This is a genomic window from Luteibacter sp. Sphag1AF, assembly GCF_014192715.1.
Classification (GTDB): domain Bacteria; phylum Pseudomonadota; class Gammaproteobacteria; order Xanthomonadales; family Rhodanobacteraceae; genus Luteibacter.
Window position 1 is genome coordinate 346,262 of the sequence record NZ_JACHYH010000002.1, and the last position, 14,482, is coordinate 360,743.

A 14,482-nucleotide genomic window follows, 5' to 3' on the forward strand; every position below is an offset into this window, starting at 1 on the left:
CCGATGGCGGCACAGCGGCTACGGCAGATCGGCCTAAGCCGTGCCACGCCCCCGGGAAGGACTGAAGGGACGCGCGGGCCATGCCTGCGCGCCCCTTCCTGACGATCAGCCCAGCAGCACGCGATTCATGCGCTGCACGAAGGCCGCAGGATCATTGAGCTGTGCGCCAGCCGTGATTTCAGCCTGTTCCAGCAGGAGACCCGCCAGATCGGCGGCCTTCGCATCGTCGGTCTCGGCGCCGAGGCGCTTCACCAGAGCATGCTCAGGATTGATCTCCAGTGTGGGACGGGCTTCGGGCACGTCCTGACCTGCCTCGCGGAGCATGCGGGCGAGATGCGGAGCCATCTCGTAATCCGCCAGCGCCAGACACGAGGGGGAATCGGTCAGGCGCGCAGATACCAGGACGTCGCCCACGCGGCCATCCAGCAGGGTCTTGATGCGACCCAGCAACGGCTCCGCCGCTTCGGTCGCTGCGCTCTGCTTCGCCTTGTCGGCTTCGTCCAGCGGGAACTCGCCCTTGGACACGTTTTGCAGGCGCTTGCCCGCGTATTCGTTGAGGTAGCCGAGCATCCACTCGTCAACGCGGTCAAACATCAGCAGGACTTCGACGCCCTTGGCCTTCAGTGCTTCAAGCTGCGGGCTGCCAGCGGCCGCTGCGTAGCTGTCGGCGGTGACGTACCAGATGACGTCCTGGCCCACGTGCATGCGGCCGATGTAATCGTCAAACGATACGGTCTTGCCGGCGCCCTCGCCCTTCGTGGACGCAAAGCGCAGCAGCTTTGCGATGCGCTCGCGATTGGCCGTGTCTTCGACGATGCCTTCCTTGAGCGTGTTGCCAAAGGCGTTGAGGAAGGTGGTGAACTTCTCTGCATCGTCGCGGGAAAGCTTTTCCAGCAGATCGAGTACGCGCTTCACGCACGCGCCACGAATGCGCTCAAGCTGACGCTTCTGCTGCAATATTTCGCGGCTGACGTTCAACGGCAGGTCGTCGGCATCCACCACGCCACGCACGAAGCGCAGGTAGTTCGGCAGCAGCTCTTCGGCCGCATCCATGATGAAAACGCGCTTGATGTAGAGCTTCAGGCCCTTGCGCTCATCACGGCCGCCCATCATCAGGTCAAACGGCGGCTGGGCCGGGACGTAGAGCAGCGTGGTGAAGCTCTGGCTTCCTTCCACACGATTGTGCGTCCATGCCAGCGCGTCATTGAAGTCGTGGCCCAGGGCCTTGTAGAAGCTCTGGTACTCTTCGTCGGAAATCTCCGACTTCGGGCGCGCCCACAGGGCCGATGCCGAGTTGATCGTTTCCCACTCGGACGGATCGGGCTTGCCGTCCACGTCCTTGGGGAAACGGATCGGAAACGCCACGTGGTCCGAGTAACGGGTGATGGTGGAACGCAGCGTCCACGGCTGGAGGAATTCGTCCTCGTCGGCCTTCAGATGCAGAATGACGGTGGTGCCGCGGGTGGGCACGTCCGCCTGGTCAAGGGTGTACTCGCCCTTGCCGTCGCTTTCCCAACGCACGCCTTCGTTCTCAGCGCTGCCTGCGCGGCGGGTCAGCACAGTCACGCGGTCGGCGACCACGAAAGCGGAGTAGAAGCCGACGCCGAACTGACCGATAAGGCGGGCATCCGCTTTCTTCTCGCCCGACATGGCTTCGAGATACCGACGGGTTCCCGAGCTGGCAATGGTGCCGATGTTGGCCACGACTTCCTCGCGGCTCATGCCCACGCCGTTGTCGCGCACACTGACGGTGCGCGCTTCAGGGTCCCAACTCACCTGGATGCGCAGGTCCGGATCGTCGACCAGCAGCTCAGGCTGCTCCAGGCCTTCGAAGCGAAGCTTGTCGCAGGCATCGGAAGCGTTGGAAATCAGCTCGCGCAGGAAGATCTCCTTGTGCGAGTAAAGCGAATGAGTCACCAGATGCAGAACCTGGGCGACTTCAGCTTCGAATTTGCGGGTTTCCTGGGTCATGTTTGATTCGTCCTTAGCTGACACATGAGGGCAATTATGTGATGGACGCCGCCTGCCTGCGCAATAGCGGGTTGCCCCGCCACGGCAGACAGAAAAACGGCCGACACCGCGAGGCGTCGACCGCGGGTGGTCCGGTCAAGCTCTTAACGCTGCTGCGAGGCCTGCAGCGCGGCAATACGCTCTTCAAGCGGCGGGTGGCTCATGAAGAGGCGCTTGAACCCGTGAGCCAGATGGCCGGAGATGCCAAAGGCCTGGATGGTCTGCGGCAGCGTGGACTCACCGTGGTTCACCGACAGCCGCTGCAAGGCCGAGATCATGGCGCCGCGTCCGGCCAGATTGGCGCCCGCGGCGTCGGCGCGGAATTCGCGCCAGCGCGAGAAGGCCATGACGATCATCGAGGCGAACAGACCAAAGACCAGTTGCAGCACCATCACCACGGCGAAGTAGCCAAGGCCGCCACCGCCCTCGCGATCACGACCGCCGCTGAGCCAGCTGTCTACCAGACGGCCGACCACGCGCGCCAGGACGATCACCAGCGTATTAAGTACACCCTGGATCAGCGTCAGCGTGACCATGTCGCCATTCGCCACATGGCCGATTTCGTGGCCGAGCACGGCCGAGACCTGCTCGCGGTCCATCTGCTGGAGCAGGCCGGAGCTGACCGCGACCAGCGCGTTGTTCTTACTCATGCCGGTGGCGAAGGCGTTCATCTCCGGGCCGTCATAAATGGCGACTTCCGGCATGCCGATGCCAGCCTTGTCCGCGTGGCGGCGTACGGTGTCCAGCAGCCAGCGCTCGGTTTCCGTCGACGGCTGGGTAATGACCTTCGCACCGGTGGTCATCTTGGCCATCCACTTGGAGATGGCCAGCGAGATGAAGGCACCGCCCATGCCGAACACGGCAGCCATGACCAGCAGGCCAGACAAACCGATGCCGCGCTGAGCGGCCCACGCATCAATGCCGAACAGCCGGCAGACAATGCTGAGCAAAATGAGTACCGCGATATTGGTACCGAGGAAAAGGGCAATTCTAAGCATGGCTATCTCTCAAGGGGGCATTGCTATGCCCTCTAGTTTTCGGGGTGATGCCTGAACGATTCAAGGGGTGAAGCCCGCATGGCGCGCGCACTCAGGGCCGCCGCAAGGCATGATCGCCTACACTTTCCGGCTCACGCCACTTTGGCATGAGATTTTTCTCAATCCACGCCAGTCATCCCTCGCTGCGCCATGACATACCGCGGTCGATTTGCCCCCTCCCCTACCGGCGCGCTACATCCCGGCTCACTGGTTGCCGCTGTCGGCAGCTGGCTTTGTGCGCGCCACGCCAAGGGCCAATGGCTGGTACGGGTGGAGGACATCGACCCGCCCCGCGAAGTGGCGGGCGCCGCCACCCGCATTCTGGCAACGCTGGATGCCTTTGGACTGGTACCGGATGAGCCGCCGGTCTATCAGTCGCGTAGGGGACACCTTTACGAGGCGGCGTTCGAACGGCTCCGTGCCGCCGGACAGGTTTTCCCCTGCTGGTGCAGCCGGGCCGAGCTGGCACCCTTCGGTGGCCTGCACCGCGATGGCCAGTGCATTGCTCCGCCCGATCCGTCCAGACCGCCCGCGTGGCGCGTGAGGGTTCCGGACACGGTGGCAAGTTTTGTCGACGGACTTAAGGGCCCGCAGCGCCAGGCGCTACGTGACGAAGCGGGCGATTTCGTCCTGCGACGGGTTGAAGGCCTGTGGTCTTACCAGTTGGCCTGTGTCGTCGACGATGCCGACCAGGGCATCACCCACGTGGTACGCGGCGCCGACCTGCTGGATTCCACGCCACGACAGCTATTCCTGCAAACGCTACTGGGGCTCCCTCACCCGCAGTATCTGCATCTGCCGCTGGTCACCGATGCGTCGGGCCGCAAGCTGTCCAAGTCGGCGGCCGACTTCCCCGTGGACGGGGCCGATCCACTGCCTGCGCTTCGGCGCGCCATCATCCAGTTGGGACTGGACGACCCCGGCGACGCGGCCAGTCCTGAGCAGATGCTGCATCACGCGCTGAACGGCTTCCATCCTGCGACCTTGAGCCACAGTAGCCATCCATACGGCTGAGAGGCTATAAGATTCGCTTGCCCGCGGCATGTCCTGCCGCCTGGGCGTTCACTTCCATAAGAGGCAGGCATGACGCAGCGCACCGCATTGGTCACGGGTGGCACCGGAGGTATCGGCACCGCGATCGTGCGTTATCTCGCCCGGCAGGGACACCGGGTGGCAACGAATTATCGGGATGAAGCCCGCGCCGCCGCATGGCGGGAAGACATGATCCGCGACGGCATCGAAGTGGTGATGGTGCCGGGCGACGTCTCCGATCCGGTATCGGCCGAGGCCATGGTTCGAGGGGTCGAAGACCTTGCCGGCCCCATCGACGTCCTGATCAACAATGCAGGCATCACCCGCGACACCACCTTCCACAAAATGGACTACCAGCAGTGGACCGAGGTCGTGAACACGAACCTCAACGCCTGCTTCAATGTGACCCGTCCGGTCATCGAAGGCATGCGCGCACGCCGTTGGGGTCGCATCGTGCAGATCAGCTCGATCAACGGACAGAAGGGCCAGTACGGCCAGGCCAATTACGCAGCCGCCAAGGCCGGCGTGCATGGCTTCACGATTTCGCTGGCCCAGGAAAATGCCCGTTTCGGCATCACGGTGAATACCGTATCGCCGGGCTATGTGGGCACGGATCTGGTGATGGCTGTCCCTGAGGATGTGCGCGACAAGATCATCGCGCAGATTCCCATCGGCCGACTGGGTCGCCCCGAGGAAATCGCCCACGCCGTGGCTTTCCTGACGGCCGAGGAGTCGAGCTGGATCACCGGCTCCAATCTGGCCATCAACGGCGGTCACTACATGGGCTGGTGAGCCTGCGGGCGGCGGCTCAGGCCTTCGTCAGCAGACTCATGACCTTGCCGACCGCAGCAAAGGCAAAGGCGCCAGTCACGTGAGTGGCGGCGCCCAGGCCACCACCGCAGTCAAGCTTCAGCGCGTCACCGCCTGGAGGGCGCACGCCGCAGACCGTACCGTCGGGCTGGGGGTAACGCACGTTCTCCAGCGAGTACACCGCCGACACGCCAAAGAACCGATCCGGATTGCGCGGGAAGCCGTGCTCCTGGCGCAGTCTTTTACGGATCATGCTGAGCATGGCGTCGTGTTCGGTGCGCGAAAGGTCACGCACCCGGACCAGCGTAGGGTCGGTTCGCCCGCCCGCCGCACCCACGGTGACCAGCGGCAGCTTCCGGCGACGGCACCAGACAATGGTGTCCAGCTTCACTTTCAGGGCGTCGCAGGCATCCAGGACCACGTCGTATTTGCGATCCAGCAGCTCATCCAGGGTGGATGACGTCAGGAAACGCTCCATCGCCTCCAGCCGGATGGCCGGATTGATGGCATGCGCACGTTCGGCAATGACACCCACTTTTGGCTTGCCATACTGACCTTCCAGCGCGTGCAGCTGCCGGTTGGTATTGGAAAGACAGACGTCGTCGCCGTCGATCAGGGTCAGCTGCCCCACCCCGCTGCGTGCCAGGGCTTCGGCGGCCCAGGAGCCCACCCCGCCTACACCGATAACGCAAACGTGCGCCTGGGACAGACGGTCGAGGCTGCCGGTGCCGTACAGCCGTTCGATGCCGGCAAAGCGCTCGGCCTGAAGGGGATTCATGTGAGGGGGAACTCCAGCGTTCAACAATTCGGCCACAAGGCACTGCCAATTGTCCCATATTGAAAGAATCGACCCTTTCGCTATGCTGACCACCCGCTCCATTGGATTGACCATGCGTGCCCTGCTTCTGATCCTCCTGGGCCTCGCCATCGGCGCCATGGGTGCAACCGCGGCCATCAGCGCACTGCGTCAGGGAACGCCGTACCACCGTGGGGTCATGGCGGTGATGCAACATCATATGGGCGTGTTGCGGGATCACGTCCGCCAGGGCCAGTGCGAGGCCACCAGCATTCAGAAGCACCTGTCGCATCTGTCGGACGGCGCCCGGGATATCGACGAGGCGTTCCCCTCGATGGATGACGGGTTCTACACGGCCGCCCGCCGCCTGGATTCGGCGCTGGACGCCGCCCAGAAGGCGGGTCCGGCCACCTGCGAGGCGCTGGCTGCTGCGCTCAAGCCGGTGGGCGATGCTTGCCAGTCCTGCCACCAGAATTTCCGTTGAACATGCACGGCCCCCACCCCTCCGGACAAGGCTCGGGAAAGGTCTCTGGCTTCCTGAAAATGCAGTTGTGGCTGTTTCTGCGTGCCCTGTCGCGCTTTGAAACGACCATGTTTGCCCGCACCCGGTATTCGCAACCGAAAATGGTCGCCATCGGGGTGGTCGGGTGCCTGTCGCTCGCCGTCTATTACCCGGTCTGGGCCTATCTGTTTCCCCAGCCCTACGAAAACCTTCCGCTGCGCCTGCTGTGCAGCGCCACGTTCCTGCCACTGGCGCTGTTGCAGTGGTGGCCCAGGCGCCTGAAGTCCTGGCTGCCCACGTACTGGTATCTGGCCATGACCATCGCCATGCCTTTCTTCGTGGGCTACATGACGTTACGCAATGCCACGCCGTCCTGGCTCATGACCCATATGGCGTGCGTCATGCTGCTCATGATGCTGTTCGACGTCGTCAGTTTCCTGCTGGTTTTCACGGCAGGCAGCCTGGTGGCAACGCTGGTCTTCATTCTGTCGCCCACCGCGGTGCTGCATCCGCAGCCATTGCTGGAATATATCCCCTTGTTGCTGTTCGCAATGGTCGGCGGCGCCGTGTGCAGCGTGTCCTCGTCCATGGCCGAGCAGTCCCGGCTGGATGCGCTGACTGCCTCGTCGAACAACATTGCGCACGAGCTGCGTACCCCACTTGGCTCCCTGCGTATCGCAGCGAAGGCCGTGGGCCGCTTCATGCCCGACCTGATCCGCAGCCATCGCCTGGCCGAAGCCGAAGGGCTGCGCGTGCCGGAATTGCGTGAGCAGAATCTGCATGCACTGGAGCGCAGCCTGGGCGTGATGGAGCGTGAGGTCACTTACGCCAACACCATCATCGACATGCTGTTGCTGGCCGCCCGCCCGATCGGCGAGGTACCCCTTCAGCGACTGTCGGCCCGGGAGTGCGTGGAACAGGCATTACGCCGGTTTCCTTATGGCTCACGCGCGGAACGGGACAGAATCACTCTCTCGCCGGTAGGTGATTTCGCGCTGGAAGGTGCGGAAAGCCTGTTTGTTCATATCCTTTTCAACCTGCTTCGCAATGCACTTTTTCATACAGGACGTGCGGGCAAGGGCGAAATCGTGATTTATATCGAACCGGGCGATGACTCCAACCACATCAGGGTCTACGATTCCGGGCCGGGTATCCCGCCTGACGTGGTGCCCCGGGTGTTCCACCGTTTCTATTCGTATTCCAGCGACAACCATGAAGCGGGGGTTACCGGTTTGGGAATAGGGCTCGCTTTTTCTCGCGCGGCGATGGAGCATATGGGCGGAGGCATTGTCTGCCGTTCCCAGTGGGGTGAATTTACCGAGTTCACCCTGGACTTTCCGCATCCGGATGCCGGCGACACGCAGTGATGACGTTGAACGCGCAGGGCGATATCCAGCCCTTCCATTTCCCCACCACGACCGTGCTGGTGGACGACCACGAGGAATACCTCGACGTCGTCCCGTTGCTGCTCGATCCGATGATGCGCGTGCGCACCTTCAGTTCGCCGCGCTCGGCCCTTTCAACGCTGGGCAATACGGGCAGCCGTCCGGTTCCCGGTGGCGGCTGGCTTTACCGCTGGAAAGACCGCCCCTCCGAAACCCAGGAGCTGGTGGCGCTGGACATTGATTCGATCCATCGGGTGGTCTATGACCCGGAGCGCTTCGCCGAAATCTCTGTCGTCGTGGTCGACCAGGCCATGCCGGACATGGATGGCATCACGTTCTGCAAGCGTCTGCCCAACCCGCATATCGGCAAGATTCTGCTGACGGGCCGGGCGGATGACGCCACCGCCATTGACGCTTTCAACTCCGGCGTCATCGACCGCTTCATCCGCAAGAACGACCCGCTGGCCATCGAAAAGCTGCAGACCGCCATCGTGGAATTGCAGCGTCGCTACTTCGACCGGGCCAGCGCGTTTGTGGCAGAAACGCTGGCGCTCGGCAATTTCCGCTTCCTCAGGGATCCTGCCTTCCGCGAAGTTCTGCAAAGTGTCACTGCCACCTTCCAGCCGGTGGAGTGCTACGTGCACTGCAATCCCACCGGTCTTCTGCTTCTGGACGCCTGGGGCATCGGCAGGTTTTTGCTGGTGCAGACGGACGAAGACCTGCGCACGCATTTCGAGATCGCTTCGGATCTGGGTGCGCCCGATGAAGTGCTGACGGCGCTGCGCAGTGGCGAATCCCTGCCCTGGTTTGCGTCGCGGGACGGCTTCTACAACAAGGGCATCTCGCATCCGGAAGCGCACATGTACCCCGCCACTGCCGTGTCGGGCGAACAGTGGTACTACTATGCGTTGATCGATGACGTCGACCGCTTCCGCTTGCAGCACGTGAAGTCGTACCGCAGCTGGTTGCGGGAACAGGATCTGAGCCTGGCCGCCGACAGCCGCGACCGATTTCCCGATAGTCGCGGCCCGTTCATCTAAGCAACCTTTCTCCGGGTAAGGTATTGCCGCACAGTCCCGCAAGCGGGGACCGACAGCGGTGTGCGTTCGCGCCTGAATCTTTGCGCCCACCCGCCTACCCAGATGACACATGGGGGACGCTCCAAAGGGCGCCTCTCAGTCTCCCTCTTTGAGCGTCGACACGGGCGAGGTCGGCGCTTGCACGTCGTGGGCATTGTGGCCCGCTGCGTGTGTCATGTCGTCCTGACATCAGCGAAGAGAGGAACATCCATGGAGAACGTTTCCGTCCTGCAACGTGTCGTCAAAGCCCCTGCACTGCCCGACTTTGTTACGAGCCGCGTGGACAAATTTCACAACAAACGCGTGGCCATCGACTGGGGTGGGCGTCACATTCTCAGAGGACGCACCCCAACGTCACGTGATCTGGTTTTGCAAAGCAACGATTATCTGGCCATCGCCGGCCACCCCGCGATTGTGGAAGCACAGCGTGATGCGCTCGCAAGCGGTGGCCTGGGCATGATGATGTCAGCGTTGTTCATGCAGGATGCGCAGGCACCCTTGCACCGCGTGGAAGCCGAACTGGCCCGGGCTGTGGGCACCGAGACCGGCATCCTCGCGCAGTCAGGCTACGCAGCCAACGTGGGCCTGATTCAATCCATCGCAGGCGAGCGGGTGCCTGTATATATCGACATGCTGGCGCATGCCTCGCTGTGGGAGGGCATCCGCAGCTCCGGCGCCACGGCGGTCCCCGTGATGCACAACGACCTTGCACACCTGGAACGCCAGGTACTTCGACACGGGCCTGGCGTGATCGTGGTCGATTCGGTGTACAGCACGAACGGAAGTCTGGCGCCGTTGCAGGGCATCGCCGACATAGCGGCCATACATGGATGCGTGCTGGTGGTGGATGAATCACACTCCCTCGGCACCCATGGCGTGCGCGGCGAAGGGCTGGTGGCAAGTCTTGGCTTGCAGGACCGCGTGCACTTCATCACCGCAAGTCTCGCCAAGGCCTACTGCTCGCGCGCCGGATTCATCGCCTGCACCACGCGCTTCAAGGACTACTTTGGCTGCGAGGCACTACCGGCCATCTTCAGCTCGTCGCTGCTTGACTACGAACTGGCGGGAATGTCGGCCTCGCACCGCGTGATTCAAACCGAAGGCTGGCGACGAACCCGCCTTCGCCAGGTCACCCGGCACGTGCGTGGCGAACTTACCCGGCTGGGCTTTCCGATCGGCGACGGCACGGAGCAGATCATCGCCTTTGAGGCCGGCGTCGAAATCCTCACGGGCAAGGTGCGCGACATTCTGGAAGGCTACGGCGTGTTCGGCTCAGTATTCAGTGCGCCAGCCACCACCGCGAGTCGTTCGCTGCTGCGCCTGACCCTCAACGCAGGAATGAGCGACAGCGACGTCACGCGCCTGGTGGATGCATGCTCCCGGGCGCGGGATGAGCTCAACCTGCCTGCCTGGAGTGCCAGCCGACGCGCTGCCCGGCGCAGTGAACCGGAACTGGAATCGGTTGCCTGACAGGCAAGGCGAGTGTGGCGCTCATCAGAGCGTCACACGTCCCTTCAGAATCTGCCAGAACATCACCCAGTCACCCATCAGGCTCCAGACCGGATGGCGGAACGTGGCAGGCCGGTTCTTCTCAAAGACGAAATGACCCACCCACGCAAATCCATAGCCGCCGACCAGCGCCAGCCAGAGCCAGCTCAGGTGCCCAGTTGCCACCGTGGCCACCAGCGCGGCAATGACGACCCAACTGCCTGCAAAATGAAGACGCCGGCAGCGCACGTCGCTGTGTTCACCGAGGTAATAGGGGTAGAAATCGCGAAAACTGGCAAATTGCGCCATGTCAGCTGACCTCCGGAGTATCAGTATTCAGGCAGCGGAATGTACTCACTATCGTCGCCGGGCACCGTGCCCATGCGTTGGGCCGACCAATCGGCTTTCGCCTGTTCGATGCGGTCTTTGGAGCTGGATACGAAGTTCCACCACAGATGACGTTCGCCATCCAGGGGAGCACCGCCAAACAACATGACCAGCGAGCGTTCGCGTGCCGTAAGTACCGGCGCCGTCCCACCGAACTGCACGCCCATCCCAAGCGCAGGAATATCCAGATCACCCAGCGTGGCGTGCCCTTCCACCACGTAGGCGCCCCACTCAGCATGCTGCTCCGGCAACGTGATCGACGCGCCCGCGTCGAGCCGTGCCTCGACAAAAAACATCGGCGCGAAGACTTTGACCGGCGAGGTTTGCCCGAAAGCATCGCCCGCGATCACCGTCAGGCGCGCCCCCGCACTTTCCACGCACGGCAAGTCGGCGGCACCGTGATGATGAAACTCCGGCTCCACTTCCTCGAACGCCTTGGGCAGCGCCACCCACACCTGGATACCGTGCAGATCCTGTCCATGGTGGCGCTCATCCGGCGGCGTGCGTTCGGAATGCACGATGCCGCGACCGGCAGTCATCCAGTTCACATCGCCGGGGTGGATATCCACGTTGCTGCCCAGACTGTCGCGATGGCGAATGGCGCCGCGGAATAGCCAGGTCACCGTGGCCAGACCGATATGCGGGTGAGGCCGCACATCCATGCCGGTGTCTTCGCCAAACGAAGCAGGCCCCATCTGGTCGAAGAACACGAAAGGCCCCACGTGCCGGGCTTGCAGGTGAGGAAGCAGGCGGCGAACGACGAAGCCGTCGCCCAGATCTCGCCGGCGGCCTTCAATGGAAATCGGCGTGTGGGACATGGTCATAACCGTAGGATTGCGTTACCAGGCACGAGCGTACTGCTTCGGCGCCTCAATCGTCACACCCAGAGCCTTGGCGGCCGTCCGCGGGAAATACGGATCACGGAGATTCTCCCGCGCCAGAAGAATGACGTCGGCCTGCCCCTTCTGGAGGATCTCGTTAGCCTGGATGGCCTCGGTGATCAGGCCCACAGCACCGGTGGGAATATCTGCTTCGGCGCGAATGCGCGCTGCGAACGGCACCTGATAGCCGGGGGCGACAGGGATGCGAACGCGCGGCACGAGGCCGCCTGTGGAGGTGTCGATCAGATCCACGCCCAACGGCTTGAGCAGGCGCGCCAACGCCACGGTGTCATCCGGAGCCCAGCCGTCCTCCGTCCAGTCGGTGGCCGACACGCGTACCCACAAAGGAAGATGCGCGGGCCACACCTCACGCACGCTGGCCACCACCTCACGCAGGAGACGGCTTCGACCTTCAAGGTCCCCGCCATAACGGTCGTCGCGTTGATTGCTCAGCGGTGACAGGAATTGATGCAGGAGGTAACCATGCGCAGCATGGATTTCCACCAGATCAAACCCCGCTGCCAGCGCGCGAACCGCACCAGCCCGGAAGTCGGCGACGATTTTTGCGATGCCCGCGTCATCCAGCGCCGTGGGTACATGCCAGGTGTCGTCGAACGCGATGGCTGACGGCGCAACGGTTTCCCATGCGCCGTCCTCCGCGCTCAGCGGGCCGCCACCCAGCCACGGTGCGTGCACGCTGGCCTTGCGGCCGGCATGTGCCAACTGCACGCCGGGCACCGCGCCATGAGCCCGGACAAAATCGGTGATGCGTTTCCACGCCGCCACCTGGGTGTCATTCCAGATGCCCACATCGCCCGGAGAAATGCGGCCCTCGGCCGACACGGCTGTCGCTTCAGTAATGACAGCGCCCGCGCCGCCTACCGCACGCGACCCCAGATGCACCAGATGCCAGTCATCGGGCACGCCATCGGTGGCGCAGTACTGGCACATGGGGGCGACCATGATTCGGTTGCGAAATGTTACGTCCCGCTGCTTGAAGGTTTCAAAAAGAGACATGCGCCATCGCCTTGAAGTGAACCCCAAACGTGCTGTCATGCCCCGCCCCATTCAAGTGCGCACTTCCATTCAGGCACTTCCAGAGAAGACCGGCCCTCCTATCCCTGCCACCGGTTCGCACGACATAGTTTGCCGACAGGCGGATTTTCGTCTTGTAACAAACGCCACGATGTGAATAAGCATGGACACGCAAGGGCACAACGATCAGGTACGCTGGCCCGACCCGTCGCAGGAGTTACCTCATGCCCACCACGCTTCGCTCCGACACCTTCGTACTGGGAGATCGCCCGGTGAGGCGACTGGGATATGGCGCCATGCAGTTGGCGGGCCCCGGCGTCTTCGGACCACCGCGCGATCATGCCGGCGCACTGGCGGTGCTGCGTGCTGCCATCGAGGCAGGCATCAATCACATTGACACCAGCGACTTCTACGGCCCGCACGTCACCAATCAGCTGATTCGCGAAGCGCTGTCGCCCTACCCGGACGACCTTGTGATCGTCACGAAGGTGGGCGCGCGCCGCGGCCAGGACAAATCCTGGCATCCGGCATTTTCACGCGACGAACTGATCCAGGCGGTGCATGACAATTTGCGCAATCTGGGGCGCGACGTCATGGAAGTGGTCAACCTGCGCGTGATGTTCAACACGCACGGCGTGGCCGAAGGTTCCATCGAAGAGCCGCTGACGGTACTGGCCGAGCTTCAACAGCGCGGGCTGATACGGCATATCGGCCTGAGTAACGTGACGCGCACGCAGGTTGCTGAAGGACGTTCGATCTGTTCCATCGCCTGCGTACAAAACCTCTACAACCTGGCGAACCGTCATGACGACGCGCTGATTGACGAACTGGCGCGCGAGGATATCGCTTACGTGCCTTACTTCCCGCTGGGTGGCTTCACGCCCCTGCAATCCACGACGCTGTCGGAGGTGGCAGCACAACTGGATGCCAGCCCCATGCAGGTGGCCATTGCGTGGCTGCTCCAACGCTCGCCCAATCTGCTGCTTATTCCCGGCACGTCATCGGTGGCCCATCTGAAAGAAAATCTGGCCGCCGCATCACTGAGCATTCCAGCGGACGCGATGACCGCGCTGAACGGCATCGCTTCGCGGTAACGACGGGAGCACGCTCCGTCAGGGAATCCAGCGGGCGATACGTGCGGCGATCGCTTCCGGTGCCTTCATCCATGCGAAGTGGTCGGCTTTCTGCCCACCGAGGTCGTCGGCATCCAGCACTGCGGTGTCGCGGGCGGCCAAAGGCATCTTGTCGAGCAGATAATCCAGCGACGACGCGGGCGCCAGCCAGTCATCAGCCAGGCGAATGCCCAGAATCGGGGACGTCTGGCGGCGCAAGGCAGCCTCCATGTCCACCGCCACTCCGCGCGCCGCATACCGCCCTGTCCGCCCGGTGCGCGCCCAGTCGCTGATCACGCCCCGGGCTTCACGTCCGCCGAACCCGATCCGGCGCCCGGGCAAATACCCACAGATGGCGGCCAGCATCGGCGCGGCGACGTAGGCCAACCCGACGTTTGTACTGAAGTTGCGCCAGTACGGTGCTCCGCTCGCTACCAGAGCAATGCCAGCCACCGGCTCGCCAAGGCTTGCCATCAGACAAGCCAGCTGGCCACCCAGACTATGACCGCCAACGTAGAGCGGCAAATGGGCCGTACCCTGCGTGAGGGCACGTCGGCTGGCTGGCAGATCGACGGCCAGAAGCTCCCGATAGCCCCAGTTGTCCCATCGACTGGCTCGATGGTCGCTGGAACCGATGCCGCGCCATTCATGCAAGCCCACCGTCACGCCGCGCGAGGCCAGCGCACGCGCAAGGGGCTCATAGTGCCGGGCCGCAATGCCCATGGCCGCCACCCATAGCAGATGCGCCCGCGGCGCGGCGGCGTGGAAAAGCTGAAGCTGGGCGGTAGCGCCATCCGGGCTTTCCACCGTCGGATTGTCACGGACTGGTTCCAACGGATTGTGATCTGTCATCCGATACGTCTCTTTCGCCCATCAAAAAAAGAGCCGGACGTCGCCGCCCGGCCCCTTCAGCCAATCCGTTATCCCG

Annotated in this window: 14 protein-coding genes; 7 read left to right on the forward strand and 7 right to left on the reverse strand. The window is 63.2% G+C overall.

Annotated elements, in window-relative coordinates; all coding sequences use genetic code 11:
* Window positions 1-105: 105 nt before the first annotated feature.
* Window positions 106-1,971: a molecular chaperone HtpG gene (gene htpG, locus FHW69_RS08580; protein WP_183422624.1), complete on the reverse strand. Its 1,866-nt coding sequence runs from the start codon at window positions 1,969-1,971 to the stop codon at window positions 106-108.
* A gap of 143 nt (window positions 1,972-2,114) precedes the next feature.
* Complete coding sequence (htpX, locus tag FHW69_RS08585; RefSeq protein WP_183422625.1) at window positions 2,115-3,008, reverse strand: protease HtpX; 894 nt, start codon at window positions 3,006-3,008, stop codon at window positions 2,115-2,117.
* Between the two features lie 189 nt (window positions 3,009-3,197).
* Here htpX and gluQRS point away from each other — a divergent pair, with 189 nt between their 5' ends.
* Complete coding sequence (gene gluQRS / locus FHW69_RS08590) at window positions 3,198-4,061, forward strand: tRNA glutamyl-Q(34) synthetase GluQRS (protein WP_183422626.1); 864 nt, start codon at window positions 3,198-3,200, stop codon at window positions 4,059-4,061.
* Between the two features lie 69 nt (window positions 4,062-4,130).
* Window positions 4,131-4,871, forward strand: coding sequence for an acetoacetyl-CoA reductase (phbB, locus tag FHW69_RS08595; protein ID WP_183422627.1), 741 nt, complete (start codon window positions 4,131-4,133; stop codon window positions 4,869-4,871).
* A 16-nt stretch (window positions 4,872-4,887) separates the two neighbouring features.
* On the opposite strand, the gene FHW69_RS08600 is transcribed toward phbB, so the two are convergent.
* Window positions 4,888-5,667, reverse strand: coding sequence for a tRNA threonylcarbamoyladenosine dehydratase (locus FHW69_RS08600; protein ID WP_183422628.1), 780 nt, complete (start codon window positions 5,665-5,667; stop codon window positions 4,888-4,890).
* A gap of 112 nt (window positions 5,668-5,779) precedes the next feature.
* On the opposite strand from FHW69_RS08600, the gene FHW69_RS08605 reads away from it, so the two are divergent.
* The 4 genes from FHW69_RS08605 (at window position 5,780) to cqsA (ending at window position 10,121) form a co-directional block, all read left to right on the forward strand.
* Window positions 5,780-6,169, forward strand: coding sequence for a cytochrome c (locus FHW69_RS08605; RefSeq protein WP_183422629.1), 390 nt, complete (start codon window positions 5,780-5,782; stop codon window positions 6,167-6,169).
* 2 nt (window positions 6,170-6,171) lie between these two features.
* The gene (locus tag FHW69_RS08610; RefSeq protein ID WP_183422630.1) at window positions 6,172-7,554 is read left to right on the forward strand and encodes a HAMP domain-containing sensor histidine kinase; all 1,383 of its coding nucleotides are present in this window, start codon (window positions 6,172-6,174) and stop codon (window positions 7,552-7,554) included.
* Window positions 7,554-8,612: a response regulator gene (locus FHW69_RS08615; RefSeq protein ID WP_183422631.1), complete on the forward strand. Its 1,059-nt coding sequence runs from the start codon at window positions 7,554-7,556 to the stop codon at window positions 8,610-8,612. Before FHW69_RS08610 ends, FHW69_RS08615 begins: the two co-directional genes overlap by 1 nt.
* A 249-nt stretch (window positions 8,613-8,861) precedes the next feature.
* Complete coding sequence (gene cqsA / locus FHW69_RS08620) at window positions 8,862-10,121, forward strand: alpha-hydroxyketone-type quorum-sensing autoinducer synthase (RefSeq protein ID WP_183422632.1); 1,260 nt, start codon at window positions 8,862-8,864, stop codon at window positions 10,119-10,121.
* Window positions 10,122-10,145: 24 nt separating this feature from the next.
* Here the strand turns inward: cqsA and FHW69_RS08625 are convergent, their stop codons facing one another.
* Genes FHW69_RS08625 through FHW69_RS08635 form a run of 3 tightly spaced genes read right to left on the reverse strand, consistent with a single transcriptional unit; the run spans window position 10,146 to window position 12,424 of the window.
* The gene (locus tag FHW69_RS08625) at window positions 10,146-10,448 is read right to left on the reverse strand and encodes a DUF962 domain-containing protein (protein WP_183422633.1); all 303 of its coding nucleotides are present in this window, start codon (window positions 10,446-10,448) and stop codon (window positions 10,146-10,148) included.
* Window positions 10,449-10,468: 20 nt separating this feature from the next.
* The gene (locus tag FHW69_RS08630) at window positions 10,469-11,344 is read right to left on the reverse strand and encodes a pirin family protein (RefSeq protein ID WP_183422634.1); all 876 of its coding nucleotides are present in this window, start codon (window positions 11,342-11,344) and stop codon (window positions 10,469-10,471) included.
* A 21-nt stretch (window positions 11,345-11,365) separates the two neighbouring features.
* On the reverse strand, window positions 11,366-12,424 hold the full coding sequence (locus FHW69_RS08635; RefSeq protein ID WP_183422635.1) for an NADH:flavin oxidoreductase/NADH oxidase: 1,059 nt from the start codon (window positions 12,422-12,424) through the stop codon (window positions 11,366-11,368).
* A 242-nt stretch (window positions 12,425-12,666) separates the two neighbouring features.
* Here FHW69_RS08635 and FHW69_RS08640 point away from each other — a divergent pair, with 242 nt between their 5' ends.
* Window positions 12,667-13,536 carry an aldo/keto reductase family oxidoreductase gene (locus FHW69_RS08640; protein WP_183422636.1) on the forward strand — a complete coding sequence of 290 codons (870 nt, stop codon included), beginning with the start codon at window positions 12,667-12,669 and terminating at the stop codon, window positions 13,534-13,536.
* Between the two features lie 18 nt (window positions 13,537-13,554).
* On the opposite strand, the gene FHW69_RS08645 is transcribed toward FHW69_RS08640, so the two are convergent.
* Entirely contained in the window at window positions 13,555-14,388 is an 834-nt protein-coding gene (locus FHW69_RS08645; RefSeq protein WP_255494714.1) for an alpha/beta fold hydrolase, read from the reverse strand.
* Between the last annotated feature and the right edge of the window lie 94 nt (window positions 14,389-14,482).